The organism is Pedobacter sp. AC379 (assembly GCF_979258145.1).
In genome coordinates, this window is record NZ_OZ409839.1 from 5,539,076 (window position 1) to 5,560,009 (window position 20,934).

The window sequence follows — 20,934 nt, forward strand, 5'->3', positions numbered from 1 at the left end:
ACTGAAAATTATTAACTTATTAAATTATCGAAAGTTTGAATAATGGAATTAAAGAAAGATGTAATGATTGAACGGAGGATTTGATCGCTGAGGCATTCAATCATGCACAACCCACTCATGCTATTATTTATGAAAGGTATCAAGGTATAACTCCTCTACTTTTTTCCGGGCCCAGGGCATTCTTCTTAAAAATTTTAAGCTCGATTTAATCGTTTGGTTGTTGTTAAAACAATCAATCCTGATCAGTGATCCCAGTTTTTCCCAACCATAATGTACCTGAAGATCGGTTACAATTTTCTCAAGGGTGATACCGTGTAACGGGTTATTTTTTTGCTGTTCGGCCATTGGGCAAAGTTAAGGCAAAATTATCGGGGTTTATATTGCGCCAGCCAAACATTTGCACCGCCACATTCAGGATCGTTAACTTTATGGGTAAGTACCTCAAAATTATTCTCTTCGAGCAATTGATGATATTCTGCTACAGCCAATGATGCATGAAAAATATTTTCGCCACCGTTCATTCCCCAGGCTTCTCCCCTTTCGGTACCTGAGGTAAAAAGCAAAACTCCATTGGGGTTAAGGTGCCGACCAAAAATACTGAACATGCCAGGCTGATCGGCAACAGGAAGATGGAAGAAGCTATGCCAGGCAATTATCGCATCAAACTTTTCATCAAGGTCCAACTTCCGCATGTCTTTCTGGATAAATCGTGTATCCGGAAAATTTGCTTTTGCAATTTCGAGCATCTGCGTACTGGCATCAATACCTAAAACCTTAACTTTCATGCTTAGCAGGTATTCCAGTATGGGTTTTCCACTGCCACAGCCCAAATCCAAAACACTTGCGTTGAGCGGGAGCTTTTTAAGCACCTCATCCAGATAAGCTTTTTCTTCTAAAACTGAATGGCGGTTTTCGGCAAACCAGTGACCTATTTTATCGTAAACTTTATAAACGTTTTTACGCTCTAGTTTTTCCATGTGTTGTTTTTTAAACTGCTGCTTTTGTTGCCTACAAGTTGATGCTACCAAAAACCGAACCTTCATGATCCTCATAATTAGTTGCTGCCCACGGCAGGAAGCTTTCATGACCCTCATGATTGGTTGCTGCCCACGGCAGGGAACTTTCATGACCATCATGCTTGGTTGCTGCCCGCGGCAGGGAGCTTTCATGACCATCATGCTTGGTTTGGCACTGAAGGCCTAAAGCTTTAATCATGATTTGACCCTATAATCTTAATAAGCGGTAACCAATAATAATCACTAAAAATACTGATGCGCTTTATAATATTTTATAATGATTTAACAGTTAACCTACCGCAGTAGCATCAATTTCAATCAACATACCATTTAACGCCAACCGTGGCACCGGAATTAATGTGTTAACCGGAAATTTCTGATCTGGCCATATCTTTACTGATTCTTCAATCAGAATCTGATGTTTTTCGTCATCATAGCCCACCACTAATGTTGTCAGTTTTGCGATATTGGCCATGCTAAGGTTCTTACTCTTTAAGGCGAGCGCAATATTTTCAAATACAATGCTTACCTGGGTTCTAAAATCTTCGCTTAAAATACCATCTGTTCTGCTCCCACCCTGCCCGGCAACAAAAACCAGTTTACTGTTTGCCTGCACTGTTGCTACATGAGAGTAGCCATGTGCACGGGGATCATATATCCCATCGGGATTGGTGATCTCTAAAGAATCTATTTCCATTTGCTACAAATTTATCAGCCGCTAAATTATCCGATAAGAAATGGTAAATCGTCGGCAATTTGCAATAAAAAAAGCCTCCTGATGTTTTTAATAATCAGGAGGCTTTATACCATTTACAGCGGAATTAGTTTCCTGTAGCTGTCCATGTATTGTTATCAGGATTCGAATCTGGCAATACTTTATTTGGATCTAAAGTAACTGATTCAAGTTCTTCAGTTGTTGGATAACGCACCAACCAGCTGGTATTTTTCATCCAAACATCAACCGGAACTTTTACAATTTCAGTTTTACCGCTTTTAGTTTTTACCTGAAGGATGATTGGCATAGGCATTTTTTCGAGGTTTACCACTTTAATGTTGTAACCCACCAATTTATCATCCTGTTTAACAGCTTCAACAGTAGCAATGCCTTGATCCATTTTCCAGCTGTTTAACCACCAGCTTCTCCAAAACCACGCTAAATCTTCACCTGCGCCATTTTCCATCGAGCGGAAGAAATCAAAAGGTGTTGGGTGTTTAAACGCCCAGTTTTTAATGTATTGACGGAAAGCATAATCGAAACGGTCTTCGCCTAAAATCTGATTTCTCAAAATATCCAATCCCCAACCTGGTTTGCTGTATAAATTAACACCAATGTTTCTTTCAGCCATTCCATCAGGCATTTGCATAATGTTTTCATAAATCGGGTTGCCAATTACAGCCTTTCCAATTTTGTTTAAATCTGCTGGTGGAGTTGCGTACTCGCCTTTATTGAAACTGCTTTTCGATATTCCGTTAATGAAAGTATTAAAACCTTCATCCATCCAACCGTATTTACGTTCGTTAGATCCTACAATCATCGGGAACCAGGTATGACCAAATTCATGGTCAATTACACCCCAGGCACTTGCTTTTTTAGCTTTCCAACCGCAAAACACAATACCAGGATATTCCATACCACCAATATTTGTGGCCACATTAACTGCCATTGGGTAAGGGTACTCAAACCATTTTGATGAATAATGTTCGATGGTAGATTTTACATATTCTACACCCCGGCCATAACCATCAGCACCATTACTTTCTACAGGTTGTGCAGAAACTGCCAAACCGGTTTTACCACTTGGCAATTTATACCTCGCTGCATCTAATACAAAAGATTTTGACGAAGCCCAGGCCGCATCACGTGCATTGGTAATTTTGAATTTCCAGGTTAATTTATCTTTCGCCGGACGCGATTTAGGATCGGTTACTTCTTCTTCACTACGGATGTGGATGGTAGCATCGCTCAATTTAGCGGCATTCCATCTTTTTAACTGTTCAGCTGTAAAAACTTCAGCAGGGTTTAACAACTCTCCTGAACCCATTACAATATGGTTTGCCGGTGCGGTAATGGCAAAGTTAATGTCGCCATATTCGCAATAAAACTCACCACCGCCCCAATATGGCAAGGTATTCCATCCAATTACATCATCGTAAACACACATGCGTGGAAACCACTGTGCAATGGCAAAAATTTCTCCATTTTTAGTGGTTAAATGGCCCGTTCTGTCTGATCCTTCTTTTGGTACCACATACGAATAGTCCATTTTTACAGTAACTATATCACCATTGGCGGCCATAGGCTGATCTAAACGGATCTGCATCCGGGTATCTTCAACTAAAGAGGTAAACTTTACAGCACCTGCTTTTTGCGATACACTGATGTTCTGGATTTGATATCCACCATCAAATTTTTCGCCCTGTGCTCCATAACGGCTGCGGGATGGTGTAATTGCATAACCGCGAGAGGTTTGTTTAAAGGTATTCTGATCTAACTGTAACCATAAATATGGTAATTTATCAGGACTGTTGTTTTTGTAAGTAATGGTAACTGTTCCGCTTACCATGTTTTTAGTTTCGTCGAGGTTGGCGGTGATGTTGTAATCTACACGGTTTTGCCAGTATTTTGGCCCTGGTGCACCAATTGCCGAACGGAATTCATTTCCGTTTTGAGTATAAAATAATGGCCCGAATGCTTCAGCAGGATTATAGTTTGTTGCTGGTGCAGGTGTTGTAGCTTGCTGGGCAGATGCTGAAAGCGCAAAAACACAACAAACTAAACAAAAATTAATCAGTTTAGTCATTTTCATGATAATAATAAGGTTGTAATACTGCTGTAAATATAAAAAATAACCACATATAGATTTATATGTGGTTATAATGTTACCTATTATGGCAACAATTCGGTTGTTATGATTTAAAACTTCTTAATTTGCTTTTAATTTAGGTAAATCCTGAAGTTTTCTTTCTTGTGGGGTTAATTTATTCCATGCAGCAAAGGCACGTGAGATGTAATAAGGGTAACGGTATGGTCTTTCTGCTTTTACCGCCTCAATAGATGGCCTATAAATGATCATAAAGTTTTTAAGGTCATCACCATCTAATTTGGTAAGTTCGGTAATGGCTTTTGGGGTAAAATTTTCATCAATTTCCTGCTGATACATTTCTTTCTCTTCAAGATCAGCTTCTTTGCGTTGTTGCCTTCTATATTTACCATACCCAAGGTTAAGGTTTAAGCCACCAACTTTATCTTTCATTCTTTTACGGTTAAGGTTACCGCCGGTACTTAAAAGGGTATATTTTTCTGCCAACGGATCTTTTGCATCGGTAACCTGGCTGTTCATCCGCACTGCGGTAACATCTACATCTTTTAAGCTATTCGATTTTGTAGGAAGATAGATGGTTCTGTTTAACAAATTGGTTAAATATAAGGTATCGGTATGGTAGCCAATGGCCGAAAACTCAATCAGATCACCAATATTTGCTCCGATGGTATATTTACCCTCTCTATTGGTACTGGTAGTTTTTTTACTGTTCAGATTTCTGATGGTTACACCAGGGAGTGAGAGTGTTTTTTTCGAATAATCGAAAACCGTACCTGTAGTTACCGTTTGTGCATAAACGCCGATAGGCAGGGCAAGTAATAGAAAAATGATCAGTTTGTACATAATCAAAAGTAACTTAGTTCGACATTTAAAATTTGCATTTAACAAACTTTAACATTAGAACAAATGAATTAGGTTAGTGTTTTTAAATAGTTATTATCATCGAATCCGATTAATACAGCTTTATTGTTCTGCTCAACAACCGGGCGTTTAATGGCACTGGTATTTTCTTTTAAATAAGCGATAGCCAGTTCCTGGTTGTCTATTTTTGCCTGCTCCTCTTTGCTGAGTTTTTTCCAGGTCAATCCTTTTCTATTCAACACGGTTTCCCAACCAAAAGCATTACACCATTCGTTTAATTTTTCTTCGGTTATGCCTTTTTTCTTAAAATCATGAAATTCAAAATCAACCTGATGTGCTTTTAACCAATCGAGTGATTTTTTAACTGTATTGCAATTCGGAATTCCGTAAACGGTCATGTTAATTGAGTGATTTATGGTATGAGTAAGTGGGAAATTTAGATGAATGATGGAAATCAATCTAAAAATGCTTTTCAAAGATAGTAAAATTGTTTATCGGTGGTGGGTATTCGGTTGGCGGTGTGAGTTATTACTATTCTACACTCGCATTAATATCAATTACTAACCTAAAATTAGCCAGATGGTAACATGTGACTACACATCAAGAGTTGTCAACTTTCTAGCGAGCGTGCGATGAAAGTTGACAACTCTACCATCCTGAATACCCTATTCATTCGTCACATTTTTTAGCACTTCCATCACATTTTAAATATTGATGTAGATACTCTTCGTAAAATTGCAGCATAAAATAAATGAAATGGTAATTCTATCTGGCAACCCCTCATCAATCAAATCCAAAAGTATTAATCAGCTTGAATTTTGGATTTCCACAACATTATATATCCTTGCGCTGATCAGTATCTGTACGCAAACCACTTATGGCTCCGGGGGCTCGTACCGTTTTTCGGAAAACTCGCTCGATTATAGCGTAATGCAAAACTTCTTTCTGCCCGAAATCGTTAAAATCAGCATTCTCTACTTTAGTTTTTTGTTTTTCAATTTTGTTTCGATGCCCCATTTGGCAAGAAAGCGGAACATCATCATGAATGTGATTTTAACCGTTTCTGTTATCTTCATTTCTATCCTGGCCTGGATGATAGCCAACACCTACTCAGAAGCATACCGTTTGGTAGAATATGATGACATAGAGCGCGCCTATGATATATTTTTCGGTGAAGCTTTTACCTATATCTTTTTCATTTATTTACTGTTTAACATTTATGCCTATTTTAATGAGCAGGGATTAGAACTACTGAAAAGAATCCCAATTTTAAAAGGTTATAACGACAATATCACTCCTGAACTTTTTACATCAACCAAAATCTGGCTGATAACGCTAATGATATTTGCAGCCGTACTTTCGGTAAGAATAGATTATGAGTTGCTGGTGATCTGGGTGATTGTTCCACCGGTAAATATTTTCGTTGCATTTTGTGCCATTTATTACATCATCCCAAACCTGAGAAAAAATTTTAAGGGTTTTGCAAGATATTTTTGGGGAAATGTGGGCATTACCATCATTGTTTCGATGCTTTTATTAATTGTTTTAGTTGCGTTTATGCGCAACCGTAATGCCATCCCGATTGCCCTGATATTAAATGCCATTTGCTTAATCTGTATTACCACCCCCTTAGCCTGGTATATATACAAACATAAATTCGAGAAACTGAGTGAAATACAAATGCTTAAAACGGAACTGGGAAAATCGGATGCTAACCTGAATTTCTTAAAATCACAGATCAATCCACATTTTTTATTTAATGCACTAAATACACTTTTCGGAACCGCTTTGCAGGAAAATGCAGAACGTACAGGTGAAGGAATCCAGAAACTTGGTGATATGATGCGTTTCATGCTCCACGAAAATACACAGGATAAAATTTCGCTCACCCGTGAGGTAGAGTATCTGAACAATTATATCGATTTACAAAAACTTCGCACCTCACGATCAGGAGACATTAAGATTGATACACACATTGAAGAACAACTGAACAATTTACAGATTACACCAATGCTGTTAATTCCTTTTATCGAAAACGCATTTAAACATGGAATCAGTTTGCAACAGCCCTCGTATATTAAAATAACCTTACAAACTAAAGAAAGCACATTATATTTCGATGTAAGCAATAGCATTTATATTAAAGCCGATAACGACCCCGAAAAGTTAAAAAGCGGTATCGGATTGGAGAATGTAAAACAACGTTTATCGTTACTTTATTATGAGAAGCATGAACTAATTATTCGGGAGAGTGCCAATGAGTTTTTTGTTCATTTAACCTTACAGTTGGATTAAGGCAGTACAATCCGAGCAGAGGCTAAATGAGGACAATTTGTTAGTAAAAATTCTTATTATTGAATTTAAATTGGTGCTGTCATCCTGAATGCAATGAAGGATCTTTTAACGATGAAAACTGGCTTGAATTACAGAAAAGCAACAGGCGAACGTCGTTAGATCAGTGATAATCGGTTGGAGATGCTTCTCCTTCTTCAGCATAATAAAAAGCCTAACAAACACAAAGAACAAATAAAAAAATGATTGCCATTGCTATAGATGATGAACCCATTGCACTCGATATTATAAAATCGCACGCCTCAAAAGTTCCATTTGTAACGTTGCAGCAAACTTTTACGGATGCTTTTGCGGCAATTACTTACCTTCAGCACAATAAGGTTGACTTAATCTTTCTCGACATCAAAATGCCAGACATTAGCGGTATAGATTTTTTAAAAAGTTTGAGCAAACCACCCATGGTTATTTTTACCACTGCTTATACCGAACATGCCGTTCAAAGTTTTGAACTTGATGCTGTTGATTATTTGTTAAAACCTTTTTCACTTTCGCGCTTTTTAAAAGCCTGTAACAAAGCACAAGAACTCTTTAATCTGCGAAATCAAAGGCTAGAAGTTAAAACAGCATACATATTTGTAAAAGATGGTTATGAACAAATTAAGGTGGAATTAAACGAAATCCTATATGTAGAAGCTTCAGGAAATTATACACAGATTAAACTTGTCGGCAAGCTTTTAAGTTCACGAATAACCATTAACGATCTTGCAGAACTGCTGCCAAAAGCTGATTTTATCCGCTGCCACCGTGCATTTATTGTGGCCAAAAACAAAATATCCAAATTTGACCGCAGCCAAATTTGGATTGGAGAGAAAATTATTCCCATCGGGGCCACTTATGGCGGTATTCAGTTACCTTAACAAGGTAATTCATTTATTTTACCGTAACCCTTATCCCAGCAGAATGTGTGGTAAATTCTGGTGCATACATACTTTGCAAGCTGGTAATTCCATTTGAAAAATTTCCTGCATGCGTTACCCGCAATGGATATTCGAATACATAGGTTCCTTTTGGCATGTAACTGATAAAGAAGTTGGTTGATGCATCTTTTGTACTTTCATAATAACCAAGTCCATCCTGATATTTATATCCTGAAATTACATTTATAGGTTCAGAGCCCGATGAACGCATATCTTTCAAATGAATATATTCCATGTCACGATCACAGTAAATTTCGATGCGTACTTTTAATAAATCGCCCGGAGCCAATACATTGGCAGAAGTTAATGGCGTTAAAATGTCTCCTTTATTACTTGCTTTCTGAATAAACAGCTCTTTTTTAATTTTAACACCAGTGTTTGCAGGTGTAATTTTATCCAGCTGTTCGAAATACTGCCAATACATAGCACCCCAGGCAATGGTTTGGTTGTTATTTTTAACCGCTACCCTACCCATTTCCGGCTTCACGTTTATACCAGGGATGGTTAATTTTTGATAACCTGTGCCAGCCTCTTTTATCGGGATAGGTTCTTGCAATTGTGCCAGTTTCTGGTCACCTATTGTAATTTCTGGCTCATTACTTTCTGCCAATAAATCTGTTCCGTTCATTAACAAGGCATAACATGCCGCAGTAGTAGCCTTTGTGGTTTTCCAATCGTTGGTTTGTTTGTTTTTAAGCAGCCAGATTTTCATCTCCTCTACGGATTTGGTATCATTTGCCACCTCGCCGAAAGCTTCAATCAATAGTGCCTGTGTTTCTATCGGATTTTGGTATCACCACCAGCCTGCTTGATTTTTAGCCCAATACATGCCCATTTCGTCGCTTTGTTGAGCAGTTTGCGTTAATAAGGTGATTATTTTTTTAGCTTCTTCAGTATTTCCGTTTCTGTTTAAAACTAAAGCAGCCTGTGCCAGTTGGTAGGTATCGAAGGTTTTCCAATTGGCGACTAATTTATGGAGATAGAAATCTTTGGCTTTTGTAAAATCGGCAGTGGTATTTTTTTGATTGCTATAACTTCTGGCAAAAAGATAGTGTAATGGTAAGTAGCCAAAACGTTTTTCCTTCACTTCATCTTTATAATCATTAACAAACTTTGCATCTAAATAAATAATGGCTTTATTCAACATCACATTAAAATTCGGATAGGCTTTTTCGTCAATCATTTTCAATTTTTTTAACTGGCCCATTCCTAATACAATGTGTTGTGTAATGTATCTATCTTCCTGCATGCCGGTAAACCATGGGAAAGCACCATTGTTGAACTGCATTTTCTCCAGCTTCTCGAAATTGTTTTTCAATTCGTAAGTCATTCGGTTTAAATCGAAAAGTATAGCCAAACGTTTTTTACGCGCTGCCTCGTTGTCTGCATTGCGTACCCACGGCGTTTCTTCCAACAAAATAGATTTTAATTCCTTATTTTTTTCCAGATCGGATAATAATGCCTCCCCGTTATTGGTATTTTGCCATTGCTCAAAAACAGTTTTAATTTTTGGTGTTGAATTGATAATTCCGGTGGCAAAACTATTGGCATAAAACCTGCTAAAAGTTTGCTCAGCACACTCATAAGGGTATTCCATTAAATAAGGCAAGGCCTGCACGGCATACCAAACAGGGTTGGATGTAAACTCAAAAGTTAAACTCTGGTTGCGTAAGGTTTTCGAACTGCCGGATTTTTCTAGCTTTTCGAAATCGAAAATTTTTGTGGTATTGCCGCGTACATTTATAGGCATGCTTTCGGTAACCAGCATCGCGTTTGCTAATACCGGGATGGTATTTTCTTCTCCATCGCTAAATTTGCCACTTTGCGCCACAACTTTATAGGTAATGGCGCTAATCCCTGATGGAATAATTAATTTCCACTTTAAAACGGTGTTGCCGGCATCATCAACCACGAAATTCTGCTCTGTTTTTTCATTAATTGCAAAAATCCTGATCGGTTTCGCGGTTAAAGCATCAGTTAGCTCCAAACTGGCATTGCCCATAAGTTTTTTTCCTGCTAGGTTGTTTAGCTTGGCACTTAATAAAATGGTATCTCCTTCACGGAAAAAGCGTGGTGCATTGATGGCAATAGCCAATTGTTTCTGGGTAACAAGTTCTTTGGTAATGGATGCGGTTTTTAAATCTTTGGTATGTGCAAAGCCCATCATTTTATAACGGGTTAAACTCTGCGGAATGGTAAATTCTATCTTAATTTCACCTTTGGCATCGGTGAGTAATTGTGGATAGAAAAATGCAAGCTCGTTAAAATTGGTGCGTAAGGTTATATTTTTGTTCTTAAGGGATTCAATTTCCTGACGCAGTGTTGGATCTTTAGATTCATCATTCAGTGCTACTGCAGATTCAGCCATTGGTGCCGCTACATTCAACCCGGCAACCTTTCCCTGCAAAGCAGAAACACCTCTTATCTGTACAGCAGAGCCAGTTACACTTTTCTTTCGTTGCTCGCCATAGCCCACAACCATAACTTCGTTTAACGATTGCCTATCTTCTTTTAAAATTACATCAACGCGTTTTTTACTGCCTATATTAACAGCATAATTTTTAAACCCTATAAAAGCAAAGTTTAATTTTTCTCCTGCTTTGGCTTCAATAATGTAAATACCATCATTATCTGTATTTGTTACACGTTTACCAGCGCTTACCTGTACACCTGGCAGTGTTTCATTCTCGCTGTCGAATACCACTCCATAAACCGATTTTCCTTTTTCTAATGCTGCCAGTTTCTGTTTCGCCCCTGCCGACAAACCTTTTATTTTAGGTTTATGTAAACTGTTTATATAATTTTCGTAACTGTTGTTGTAGCCTCCATAATAATTGTAGCCAAATAAATTAAGGTTTTCATACCAACGTTCAATTACAGTATAATTTTTGTGGGTTCTTAAAAACCATAAATAACCCTGGTTAGTAATATCATTGGCATTAAAATTCCAGTTGTAAAAATAATAGTTAAAGCCGCTGGTCAACTGCGTGTTCCAATCCATCCTTTTAAAATCATCCAAACTGGCATCGTAAAGTGTAGCCACCATTTCGGCCATTTGCTTTTCGCCATTTTTATTGCTGATCTGTAATTTCCAGCTTTCTTTTTCACCTGGCTGCAGTTTATTTCTAAAGGTTAAAAATTGAATGTTCAATTCATTTGCAGGGTTGGTAATGCGTACCTGTTGCATCGATTGGTAAATCGTTCCCTGGTAAACCATTGTAAATTGTACGGCAAATCCATCTTTATAAACAGCATTGGGTTTAATTTTAACAATATGCTGCTTTGGCGATAGGTTAATCCAAACTTTTTCGGCAATGCTATCGCAATAATAAACCTCATAATAGGCAATGGTATTTTCTGCAAGTCCGGCCAATCTAAAAACCGCACTTTCGGTTGGTTTGATTACATTTACCTCTGGTGAAATCCATTCGATGTTTGACTGTATTACAGCTGGTTGCTCATTATACACCACTAAATATTTGTCAACTTTAATTGAATCTTTCTGAGCATTTATGGCCAACACACTGATTTTGTAATAACCTGGTTTTATATTTTTTTGATTTAAAGTTAAATTCCCCCGACCATCTTTAATGGTTAAATTTTGTTTCAGCGATACTGATTTTATCGGCCATTTTGCTACTTCCAACTCATTATTATATTCCTGATCAGGAAAGTTTTTAATAAACTCCTCTTTGCTCATGGTATAATTTTCGGCATTAAAAGGGCTTTTGTTCACCAGGCTTGAGGGGGCCTGGAGTAAACTCCACTCTGCCTTGATATCGGCTTTTATCGGTTCGTTATTTAAATTGGTTACCCAAAATGGAATACTGTCAGTTTTGCTACTTAAATAAATTACCTGCCGGGTATCTATATTAATGTTAATGTCTTTTTGCCCCACATTAATACTTGTTGATTTTGTACGGGTTTCGCCATTTATGTCCGTTAATTCTACTTCAACTTCATAGCTGTAATTTTGGTTTAAATTGATTGCTTTCGCAAAAAAATTAATATCGAATTGTCCGCCCTGCCTGGTGCTCGTTTTGCCGGTGGCAATTTGTTTCCGCTGAAAAAATGTTGCTCCATAAATAGCGTCACCTTGCGAATAATCTATTCTGCCATCATAAATCGCCCTGCGAAAAACTTTATAACTAAGCTTCACATTGCCAACAGCATATCCTGAAAAGGAAGTGGCTTTACCCTGGACTTTAATACTATCGTTAAGTTTATAAATTTGGTTTGGCTTATCGAAAACCACTTCAAATGTTGGCCGTTTATATTCTTCAACCTGTACACCAATGCTGCCATATGTGGTTACAATTGCCATATTGCCATTTAGCTTACCCATTGGTATAGTAAATGAACCCTGAAAAGTACCATACTCATTACTGGTAACCTCATTTTTGGTTATTTCTTTTCTATTGGCATCCTTAAAATAAACCTCAACCACTTTATTTGGAATTATTTTATTTTTTCCTTTTTCAGACCTTAAACATAATCCTTTATAGTAAATGGTTTGCCCCGGACGATAGATCGGCCTATCGGTAAAAAGAATTATGCGTTCCTGATCAACATCCTCACGATAACTGTTGTAATTATTAATGTTTAATTTCAATTCCTCGTTATTATGTGTTACCAATGCATAAGCCATGTTATTTTCGGTTTCATTTGTACTGGCGTAACCCTTATCATTCGTGATCATTAAATCACCATCGATGTATTTCTTTGTATTGTAATTGTATCTACGTTGTAGAATTTTAACATTTTTTAAGGGTGCGCCGTTACTCAACTGGTAAACTGTATACTCGTGTTTTTCGATATTGCGCCTGTTGGTTACGGCCATTATAGTAACCTTGAAATTGATATTGCTGTAAACAGTATCTTTTTGTTTTGGGTTAATGGCTTGGGCAATTAAAGTATAAGCTCCTAAATCTAACCCATCAATTTTATCAATCAAGGTGTGGCTTTGGTAGTCGGTACTTTTTGGAACCACAACTGACCATTGTTTTACAACCTTATTTTTGGTTAAGAAAGTTAAAAAATCTGCTTTGTATTTAAACTGCTCATATTCATTCTCAAATTCAGGTGTTTTAAATAATCTAAACTGTATGGTATCTACATTTTTGTAAGATAGATGGAGTTGTGAGGGTTTATCAGGTAAAATATAACTTTTGGTTTTAGCTGATAGTTCGCTACTTTGAATTTTTTTAATCAAGTTTTCAGCATTATGCCCACCAATACTTTTCGGATAGGCAACAACCGCTTTTTCTGCCAACGCTATAGCTTTGATCAGATTTTGTTTGTCGGTATCGCCCGGTAATTGTGCATTTTTACGAATTTCGGCCTGCTCGTATAAAATATCGGCATAAACTTCAGTTTGTTGAGCTTGTTTGGCCAATACATCCAACGCATTATAATATAATTCTAAGCCATCGCCATTAAAACTCTGTTTTACAAATTTTAAACGTTTTAGGTCAACATCAACTAATGCCGACAAATTGCTGTCGTTTTGATGAAATTTTATCAACTGCTGAAATAATTTTAAAGCCTGGGGTTTAAAGGATGTGCTATCGGGCAGAATTGACATTCCTAAAAAGGTCTCGTGGTTTCCAAACCAATCTACATTACTCATGTTGATTAATTCCTCATCATATTGCGTCAGGTTAAGTTGGGTATTGTTAAAAATACCGATGGCACGATGGGCAAGTAAATCGTATAATGTTGGCCTGAACTTTCGGTTATTTTTATCTCCGGCCAAAACAGCGTCTAATACATCAACCTTTGTTTGCTGCAACAGCTCACTCTCCTTTAAGGATAACAGATAGTATTTTACCGTTTCATCATTGAGTTTTTTTATGCTCCAGGTTTTAATGTCGGTACTTACATCGCCTTCTATCTGTGTACGCTGATTAATCTGCCACCTGTTTTGTTGTAGATAATTCCAGTAGGTTTCAGCCAAAAGAGATTGTAAAATACTTTTTTCAGGTTGCTTGGCATTGCTGATATCTTTACGCAAATCAATCAAAATTTTATCAAAAGCATCCTCTTCCAGGTAACTTTGAAACATCATTCTGTAAATAACAGATTTGATCAGCAACGGTGCATTGTTATCACTTTGCGCCTGCTTATTAATTTTTGCGATCAAATTAAGCGCATCTTTTGGTTTGCCTTCGTTTGCAATGAAATCTACCTTTTCAAAATCGGCCAGTGTGTATTTAACCTGCGCAGAAGCATTAAATGATAATAAGAAGATAAAAAGGAATGATGCGGCTATACGTAATGATGAATTCATAAGATGATTTTGCGTTTTAATAGAGATGGGCAGAATGCTGAAATTCCATAAGCCGTTAAAATTTATCTGATTATCTTACTAATCTAAACATTACCAGTTAAATGTTACAAGTAACAAACATTAAGGTTTTTAACATTCACAGCATAACATTATCTTTGCCCTTATGTCAACACAATTAAAAAATCTATCAGATTTCTCTCATACTACAGTTCCAAGTGGAGCAAACTATAAATTCGGAATTATTGTAGCCGAGTGGAACGCCGAAATTACCGGTGCGCTTTACAATGGAGCATTAAAAACTTTGTTGGCCAACGGGGTAAAAGAAGAAAATATAATCTCTTTACCTGTTCCGGGAAGTTTTGAACTTACAGTGGGTGCAGAAATTTTATTAAGTAAAAGAAGCGATATTGACGCTGTAATCTGTTTAGGTTGTGTGATACAAGGTGACACCAAACATTTCGATTTTATTTGCGATGCGGTTGCACAGGGTGTAACAAATGTTGGCATTAAATACAGTAAACCTGTTATTTTTGGCGTGTTAACTACTAATAATTTAGAGCAGGCGCAAGATCGTGCAGGTGGTAAACATGGTAATAAAGGCGATGAAGCCGCAATTACTGCAATTAAGATGGCTGATTTTTCTGCACAAATATAAACTTGGTTTTTAATAAATATTTGTACCTTAGACGTTTAAAATTTATCAGATCGATGAAAAAAGTAGCCATCTTACTATTGGCGGTGTTTAGCACCATTACCATTTTAGAATCTTGTTCTTCTAAGCTTTGCCCTGCTTATGGCTCTTACCCAGAAGGTAAACGCAGAAGAAACTAATCTAACTCATTTGTAATCTCATATTCAGGTCATTTGCAGAACATTATTCAGCTGCAATTGTTATTCTGTAAAACAATAATATAATATCATGACTTGGGTTAACTTAACTTCAATAGAACAGCTTGATGAAATCAAAAACGCGAGCGGTTTTAGCCTTATATTTAAGCACAGTACACGTTGCTCCATTAGCTTGATGGCCAAAAAGAATTTTGAGTTTGATTGGGAAGTTATTCCAGCTGACACAAAACTCTATTTTTTAGATTTAATTAGTTACCGGGATATTTCAAACAAGATTGCAGAGGTATTTCAGGTGGCACACCAATCGCCACAAATTTTATTAATTAAAAATGGCGATTGTGTGTTAGAAGCATCACACAGCGATATTTCTGCCGATGAAGTTGCAGAAGTGATCGCCGCTTAATTAAATACAACAAAATCTTAATCCTGAATTGGTTCAGAATTGAAAACGTCTAAAATAAATTTTGGACGTTTTTTTTATGTTAAATTCTAAGGGCTATTGATATAATCTTTTTAAGAAACAAATAATATGCCCTTCGACTACACTCAGGGGCGACACCATATTTTTCTCAACCCTAGCCGTGCCCGCGGGACGCATCCTGGGTAGCAAATAACAATTTGTTATTTGTGTTTGTTCCATAAGAACGTTTGGAAATACAAACGATTGATGATTTATCAAGTTTCGGTCTGGGAGGACACAGACCGAGGGAATGGGTTGTTGGTATTGATCTCCTTTAAACAATAAATAAAGGCCCTTGGAATACACTCAGGGTCGACACAATTTTTTTCACAACCCTAGCCGTCCCAGCGGGACGCATCATCGGTAGCAAATAACAATTTGTTATTTGTGTTCGTTCCCTAGGAACGTTTGGTAATGCAAACGATTGATGATACAGCAAGAGTTTCGGTTTGTGGGGACACAGACCGAGGGAGTGGGTTGTTGGTATTGATCTTTTTACACATTAAATAAAGGCCCTTGGAATACACTCAAAGGCGACACCATATTTTTCAGGATCCAAGCCGTCCCAGCGGGAGGCTTCATCGGTAGCAAATAACAATGTGTTATTTGTGTTCGTTCCATAAGAACGTTTGGTAATGTAAACGATTGATGATTTAGCAAGTTTCGGTCTGTGAGGACACAGACCAAGGGAATGGGTTGTTGGTATTGATCTTTTTTACACAATAAATAAAGGCCCTTGGAATACGCTCAAGGTTTACACAATTTTTTTCAGGATCCAAGCCGTCCCAGAGGGACGCATCATCGGTAGCAAATAACAATTTGTTATTTGTGTTCGTTACATAGGAACGTTTGGTAATGCAAACGATTGATGATATAGCAAGAGTTTCGGTCTGTGAGGACCCAGACCGCGGGAGTGGGTTGTTGGTATTGATCTTTTTTAACAAATAAATTAAAGGTCCTTCGACTACACTCAGGGTCGACATTATTTTTTTTTAGTATCTAAGCCGTCCCAGCGGGACGCCTCATCGGTAGCAAATAACAATTTGTTATTTGTGTTCGTTCCATAGGAACGTTTGGTAATGCAAACGATTGATGATATAGCAAGTTTCGGTCTGTGAGGACACAGACCAAGGGAGTGGGTTGTTGGTATTGATCTTTTTACACAATAAATAAAGGCCCTTGGAATACACTACGGGTCTACATCATATTTTCTCAAACCAAGCCTTCCCAGCGGGACGCATCCTCGGTATACAGAAGAATACGGTAGAGGTCGATTTTTTTCAAAAAAAAAGGTCCCGATAAAATCGGAACCTTTTAAATTTTATTTTTGTTGCTTAAGCAACTACGGTGGTTTTTATTTTTAAAACTTTTGATGTTTTGCTTCTGGTTTCTTTACAAAGATCTGCATCCTCTGCGAGTGATTTACCATAAGTCGGGATCATTTCTTTAATTTTCGCCTGCCATTCATCAGTTGCCAAATCATCAGCGAAACAACGGTTTAGCAGATCGAGCATAATTGATACCGCGGTTGATGCACCAGGAGAAGCACCCAATAAAGCCGCAATAGATCCATCGGCTGCGCTCACTACTTCTGTACCAAATTCTAAAACGCCACCTTGTTTTTCATCCTTTTTTATTACCTGAACACGTTGTCCGGCATATTCCAATTCCCAATCTTTAAGTTCGGCAGTTGGTAAATATTCTTTCAAGGCTTCTAATCTATCTTCTGGCGATTGCCTTACTTGTTCAATTAGATATTTTGTTAAATCTAAGTTATGTAATCCGGCAGATATCATCGGACGGATGTTATTAAACTTTATTGATTTTGGTAAATCCAGGAACGAGCCATTTTTAAGGAATTTTGTAGAAAAACCTGCATACGGACCAAATAATAACGCTTGTTTACCATTAATCATTCTGGTATCCAAGTGTGGTACCGACATTGGAGGCGCACCTACCGCAGCTTTACCGTATACTTTTGCATGGTGTTTTTTGATAATTTCCTCATTGGTACATTTTAGCCATTGCCCGCTTACCGGAAAACCACCGAAACCTTTTCCTTCAGGAATATCAGATTTCTCTAACAATGGCAGAGAACCACCACCAGCGCCAATAAATACAAATTTTGCTACTCGCTTACGTTTGTCTCCGCTTTCTAAATCTTTAACCTTTACAATCCAGTTGCCATCTTTATTCTTTTTCAGGTCGCGGATTTCGTGGTTAAAATATAGGTTAACATTACTTTGTTCCTTTAAGTTGTTAAACATGTCGCGGGTTAGCGTACCAAAGTTAACATCGGTACCAAGATCCATTTTTGTTGCGGCAACTTTCTCGTTCTTTTTACGGCCGTCCATAATTAATGGCGCCCAGCTTTTCACAAGTTCAGTATCCTCGGTATATTGCATATCGCTAAAAAGGTCGCATTGCGTTAAAGCATCGTAACGTTTTTTAAGATATTCTACATTCTTTTTACCCCAAACAAAACTCATATGAGGAATGCTGCGGATAAAATTGCATGGATCAGAAACCAGTCCTTTATTTACCAAGTAAGACCAAAACTGTTTTGAAACCTCAAAATGTTCAGCAATCTGAACAGCTTTTTTAATTTCAACTGTGCCATCTTTCTTTTCAGGGGTATAGTTTAATTCGCAAAAAGCAGAGTGTCCCGTTCCAGCATTATTCCAGGCATCAGAGCTTTCTGCTGCTGCAATATCTAAACGTTCGTAAATCTCAATACTTAGATTCGGCTCTAATTGCTTTAATAAAACACCAAGGGTTGCACTCATGATGCCAGCCCCTATTAAAATTACATCTGCGTCAGTTTTACCAACTGTCTTTTTCTTTTTTGTCATCTTACTTTAAAGGAGTTACAAATTTAGAATGATTTTAAACATCCCACGAATTTTAAGGCATTAAATCTTAAAAAAATTGCCTAAAAATTAGAAATACACCAATGTTTTAGCAAGTTCTAATCAAATTTTAATCCAAAATTTATGGTACTTGATCTGCCAAAGAAAAAAGACATTACACTAACACTTACAAGCCATTATTAATTTAATAAAACCACTACTTATTTGCTTAAAATAATTGCGAATATACTTTTAAAGGCGGCATAAATTTAAAAATTCTACAATAAGCCACTCAATTTCTTTAATGATAATAGCATGAAGAAGCCTCATTGGTTTTTTTTAACCCTAAAATGTTAGTTTTATAAATCTTTTTTACCGTTAGATTCCTCATTAGAAACTTACTTCTATTGTTAACTGTGTTCTTTTTTATTTCCTGCTTAAAAGAAAAAACCGACCAGCTTCTACTCGAACTTGATCAGAAAAAACTAAATGAGTACATTAATTATGATAAAATCACATTTTTTAAATTCGCTAAAATAGCTGTTCGCTCTGCTGCCATCCAGGATACTACATTTTACCATATTTAATATATTAAATTAAAAAAGCCCTGCAATGTTTATTACAGGGCTCTTCAACTTGAATTATTAATTTTTAAGCTTGGCTTTAAATATTTTTTCCAGTTTATCTATTTTAGGCTGGATAACCAATCTGCAATAGGGCTCGCTTCCATTTTTATTGAAATAGTTCTGATGATAATTTTCAGCTATATAAAATGGTTTCGCAGCTTCTATCGCTGTAAGTACTTTTTTGCCGTATGCATTGGTTTTATTCAATTCAGCCTTATACTTTTCTGCTAAAGCTTTCTGTTCTGGTGTATGGTAAAAAACCACCGAACGGTATTGCGTACCGCTATCTGCTCCCTGGCGATTTAAGGTAGTTGGATCATGGCTTTTCCAAAAAATCTCCAATAAATCATCATACGAAATCACCATCGGATTATATGTAATTTCTAAAACTTCTGCATGTCCGGTAGCACCAGTACACACTTCTTCGTAAGTTGGATTGCTTAATGTACCTCCTTCATAACCTGATTTAACTGAAACTACTCCTTTTAAGCGTTGAAAAATAGCTTCGGTACACCAAAAACAACCCATTCCAAATGTAGCCTTTTCTGTTTTTTTCCCTTGTGCATTTGCCTGGTTTAAGGCCAATACAGCTAATAATATTAAAAGTATTTTTTTCATGTGTGTTTATTTTATTAGTCGCAAATAACCCTTTAACCTTACAGTTTCATTGGATTATTTTCTACCTAATTATACGAAATAAATTAAACTGTAGTTTGTGTTTGAATTATAATGGATTTTATGTGACAATACAACTATTTGTGAATTTTGCAGTTAATGTTAACAACTTAAAACATTGATTTATAAATTTTTACACCACAAAATAATACACCAACAACACTTATTAACAATTCTTTTTTAAATTCGTACAACATTAAAATTTAATAATTATGTCTACACCGTATATTCCTTGTTTGGATTTAGGTTCTTACATCAATGGTTCAGCAGAAGAGCGTAAAAAGTTTTCTGATGAATTGGGAAGAGCTTTTAACGATTCGGGTTTTGTTACCATCACCAATCATGGTTTAAGCCAGGAATTAATTGATAAACTTTACGAAAACATAAAGGCTGCTTTTGCGCTTCCGGTTGAAATTAAAAGAAAATACGAAAAACCAGAATTGGCTGGTCAGCGCGGCTACACCAGTGCAGGTAAAGAAACTGCTAAAGGAGCTAAAACACCAGATTTAAAAGAGTTTTGGCAAATTGGTCAGGAAGTAACAGATGGTGATCCGGTAAAAAATGAATATCCTGACAATGAGGTTTTAACAGAACTACCTGAATTTAATAAAGTTACAGGCGATATTTACAAAAAACTGGAAGAAAACGGAACGCATTTGTTACGTGCCATTGCCACTTACCTTGAATTGCCGATCAATTATTTCGATAAACACGTACATAACGGAAACTCTATTTTGAGGGGAATACATTATTTCCCGATCGAGAATCCCGAAACGATTCCTGATGATGCGGTGCGCGCAGGTGCACATGAAGATATTAACCTGATTACCTTATTAATTGGTGCCAGTGCCGATGGCTTAGAGGTATTAACCCGCAGCAACGAATGGTTACCTATTAAAGCACACCATACTGATATTGTGGTAAATGTGGGCGATATGTTACAACGGTTAACCAACAATAAATTAAAATCGACAACGCATAGAGTGGTAAATCCACCGCGCGAATTAATGAAAACATCACGTTTTTCTGTTCCTTTTTTCCTTCACCCACGTAGTGATATGGACTTGACCAGTTTACCATCAACTATTGATGCGGATCATCCTAAAGCTTATAGCGATATGACTGCCGGCGAATATCTTGATGAAAGATTAAGAGAAATAGGATTGAAGAAGTAGTTTGGAATTATAAGTCCATCGTCCTTAAATCAAACGAAATTAT

General features: G+C 37.0%; 17 protein-coding genes. 6 read left to right on the forward strand and 11 right to left on the reverse strand.

Going from position 1 to position 20,934, the window contains the following annotated elements:
* Positions 1 to 123: 123 nt before the first annotated feature.
* The 7 genes from ACZZZW_RS23885 to ACZZZW_RS23915 form a co-directional block, all read right to left on the reverse strand.
* Entirely contained in the window at positions 124 to 345 is a 222-nt protein-coding gene (locus ACZZZW_RS23885; RefSeq protein WP_055910152.1) for a VF530 family protein, read from the reverse strand.
* Between the two features lie 20 nt (positions 346 to 365).
* The gene (locus ACZZZW_RS23890; RefSeq protein ID WP_055910154.1) at positions 366 to 977 is read right to left on the reverse strand and encodes a class I SAM-dependent methyltransferase; all 612 of its coding nucleotides are present in this window, start codon (positions 975 to 977) and stop codon (positions 366 to 368) included.
* Positions 978 to 1,008: 31 nt separating this feature from the next.
* Positions 1,009 to 1,215 (reverse strand): hypothetical protein, encoded by a 207-nt coding sequence (locus tag ACZZZW_RS23895; protein WP_055910157.1) that lies wholly within the window; start codon positions 1,213 to 1,215, stop codon positions 1,009 to 1,011.
* 90 nt (positions 1,216 to 1,305) lie between these two features.
* Positions 1,306 to 1,713 carry a RidA family protein gene (locus ACZZZW_RS23900; protein ID WP_055910160.1) on the reverse strand — a complete coding sequence of 136 codons (408 nt, stop codon included), beginning with the start codon at positions 1,711 to 1,713 and terminating at the stop codon, positions 1,306 to 1,308.
* A 124-nt stretch (positions 1,714 to 1,837) separates the two neighbouring features.
* Positions 1,838 to 3,823, reverse strand: coding sequence for a M1 family metallopeptidase (locus tag ACZZZW_RS23905; RefSeq protein WP_055910164.1), 1,986 nt, complete (start codon positions 3,821 to 3,823; stop codon positions 1,838 to 1,840).
* Positions 3,824 to 3,940: 117 nt separating this feature from the next.
* Positions 3,941 to 4,681: a carboxypeptidase-like regulatory domain-containing protein gene (locus ACZZZW_RS23910; RefSeq protein WP_055910169.1), complete on the reverse strand. Its 741-nt coding sequence runs from the start codon at positions 4,679 to 4,681 to the stop codon at positions 3,941 to 3,943.
* Between the two features lie 68 nt (positions 4,682 to 4,749).
* The gene (locus tag ACZZZW_RS23915) at positions 4,750 to 5,097 is read right to left on the reverse strand and encodes a Spx/MgsR family RNA polymerase-binding regulatory protein (RefSeq protein ID WP_055910171.1); all 348 of its coding nucleotides are present in this window, start codon (positions 5,095 to 5,097) and stop codon (positions 4,750 to 4,752) included.
* A gap of 358 nt (positions 5,098 to 5,455) precedes the next feature.
* Here ACZZZW_RS23915 and ACZZZW_RS23920 point away from each other — a divergent pair, with 358 nt between their 5' ends.
* Positions 5,456 to 6,994: a sensor histidine kinase gene (locus ACZZZW_RS23920; RefSeq protein WP_463497230.1), complete on the forward strand. Its 1,539-nt coding sequence runs from the start codon at positions 5,456 to 5,458 to the stop codon at positions 6,992 to 6,994.
* Between the two features lie 239 nt (positions 6,995 to 7,233).
* Entirely contained in the window at positions 7,234 to 7,908 is a 675-nt protein-coding gene (locus ACZZZW_RS23925; protein WP_055910178.1) for a LytR/AlgR family response regulator transcription factor, read from the forward strand.
* Between the two features lie 13 nt (positions 7,909 to 7,921).
* On the opposite strand, the gene ACZZZW_RS23930 is transcribed toward ACZZZW_RS23925, so the two are convergent.
* On the reverse strand, positions 7,922 to 8,731 hold the full coding sequence (locus tag ACZZZW_RS23930) for an alpha-2-macroglobulin family protein (protein ID WP_463497233.1): 810 nt from the start codon (positions 8,729 to 8,731) through the stop codon (positions 7,922 to 7,924).
* Between the two features lie 30 nt (positions 8,732 to 8,761).
* Positions 8,762 to 14,257, reverse strand: coding sequence for an MG2 domain-containing protein (locus ACZZZW_RS23935; protein WP_463497236.1), 5,496 nt, complete (start codon positions 14,255 to 14,257; stop codon positions 8,762 to 8,764).
* 163 nt (positions 14,258 to 14,420) lie between these two features.
* Between ACZZZW_RS23935 and ribH the strand changes: the two genes are divergently transcribed.
* The 3 genes from ribH to ytxJ all read left to right on the forward strand — a co-directional run bounded on the left by ribH (position 14,421) and on the right by ytxJ (position 15,509).
* The gene (ribH, locus tag ACZZZW_RS23940; RefSeq protein WP_055910184.1) at positions 14,421 to 14,912 is read left to right on the forward strand and encodes a 6,7-dimethyl-8-ribityllumazine synthase; all 492 of its coding nucleotides are present in this window, start codon (positions 14,421 to 14,423) and stop codon (positions 14,910 to 14,912) included.
* Positions 14,913 to 14,965: 53 nt separating this feature from the next.
* On the forward strand, positions 14,966 to 15,088 hold the full coding sequence (locus tag ACZZZW_RS23945; protein ID WP_255352041.1) for a hypothetical protein: 123 nt from the start codon (positions 14,966 to 14,968) through the stop codon (positions 15,086 to 15,088).
* Positions 15,089 to 15,176: 88 nt separating this feature from the next.
* A complete protein-coding gene (gene ytxJ, locus ACZZZW_RS23950) occupies positions 15,177 to 15,509 on the forward strand; it encodes a bacillithiol system redox-active protein YtxJ (RefSeq protein WP_055910188.1) in 333 nt (110 codons plus the stop codon).
* A 1,391-nt stretch (positions 15,510 to 16,900) separates the two neighbouring features.
* Here the strand turns inward: ytxJ and ACZZZW_RS23955 are convergent.
* Together ACZZZW_RS23955 and msrA are read right to left on the reverse strand one after the other, a co-directional pair.
* On the reverse strand, positions 16,901 to 18,418 hold the full coding sequence (locus tag ACZZZW_RS23955) for a malate:quinone oxidoreductase (protein ID WP_463497241.1): 1,518 nt from the start codon (positions 18,416 to 18,418) through the stop codon (positions 16,901 to 16,903).
* A 641-nt stretch (positions 18,419 to 19,059) separates the two neighbouring features.
* Positions 19,060 to 19,659: a peptide-methionine (S)-S-oxide reductase MsrA gene (gene msrA / locus ACZZZW_RS23960; protein ID WP_463497244.1), complete on the reverse strand. Its 600-nt coding sequence runs from the start codon at positions 19,657 to 19,659 to the stop codon at positions 19,060 to 19,062.
* Positions 19,660 to 19,928: 269 nt separating this feature from the next.
* Here msrA and ACZZZW_RS23965 point away from each other — a divergent pair, with 269 nt between their 5' ends.
* Positions 19,929 to 20,891 (forward strand): isopenicillin N synthase family dioxygenase, encoded by a 963-nt coding sequence (locus tag ACZZZW_RS23965; protein WP_055910198.1) that lies wholly within the window; start codon positions 19,929 to 19,931, stop codon positions 20,889 to 20,891.
* The last annotated feature ends 43 nt before the right edge of the window (positions 20,892 to 20,934 follow it).

Bases quoted from the DNA above. Each gene is read 5' to 3' on its own strand.
- ACZZZW_RS23915 (WP_055910171.1), bottom strand. From the start codon at position 5,097: ATGACCGTTTACGGAATTCCGAATTGCAATACAGTTAAAAAATCACTC.
- msrA (WP_463497244.1), bottom strand. From the start codon at position 19,659: ATGAAAAAAATACTTTTAATATTATTAGCTGTATTGGCCTTAAACCAG.
- ACZZZW_RS23965 (WP_055910198.1), top strand. From the start codon at position 19,929: ATGTCTACACCGTATATTCCTTGTTTGGATTTAGGTTCTTACATCAAT.
- ACZZZW_RS23945 (WP_255352041.1), top strand. From the start codon at position 14,966: ATGAAAAAAGTAGCCATCTTACTATTGGCGGTGTTTAGCACCATTACC.
- ACZZZW_RS23925 (WP_055910178.1), top strand. From the start codon at position 7,234: ATGATTGCCATTGCTATAGATGATGAACCCATTGCACTCGATATTATA.
- ACZZZW_RS23890 (WP_055910154.1), bottom strand. From the start codon at position 977: ATGGAAAAACTAGAGCGTAAAAACGTTTATAAAGTTTACGATAAAATA.
- ACZZZW_RS23895 (WP_055910157.1), bottom strand. From the start codon at position 1,215: ATGATTAAAGCTTTAGGCCTTCAGTGCCAAACCAAGCATGATGGTCAT.
- ACZZZW_RS23900 (WP_055910160.1), bottom strand. From the start codon at position 1,713: ATGGAAATAGATTCTTTAGAGATCACCAATCCCGATGGGATATATGAT.
- ribH (WP_055910184.1), top strand. From the start codon at position 14,421: ATGTCAACACAATTAAAAAATCTATCAGATTTCTCTCATACTACAGTT.
- ACZZZW_RS23935 (WP_463497236.1), bottom strand. From the start codon at position 14,257: ATGAATTCATCATTACGTATAGCCGCATCATTCCTTTTTATCTTCTTA.
- ytxJ (WP_055910188.1), top strand. From the start codon at position 15,177: ATGACTTGGGTTAACTTAACTTCAATAGAACAGCTTGATGAAATCAAA.
- ACZZZW_RS23910 (WP_055910169.1), bottom strand. From the start codon at position 4,681: ATGTACAAACTGATCATTTTTCTATTACTTGCCCTGCCTATCGGCGTT.
- ACZZZW_RS23885 (WP_055910152.1), bottom strand. From the start codon at position 345: ATGGCCGAACAGCAAAAAAATAACCCGTTACACGGTATCACCCTTGAG.
- ACZZZW_RS23905 (WP_055910164.1), bottom strand. From the start codon at position 3,823: ATGAAAATGACTAAACTGATTAATTTTTGTTTAGTTTGTTGTGTTTTT.
- ACZZZW_RS23920 (WP_463497230.1), top strand. From the start codon at position 5,456: ATGGTAATTCTATCTGGCAACCCCTCATCAATCAAATCCAAAAGTATT.
- ACZZZW_RS23955 (WP_463497241.1), bottom strand. From the start codon at position 18,418: ATGACAAAAAAGAAAAAGACAGTTGGTAAAACTGACGCAGATGTAATT.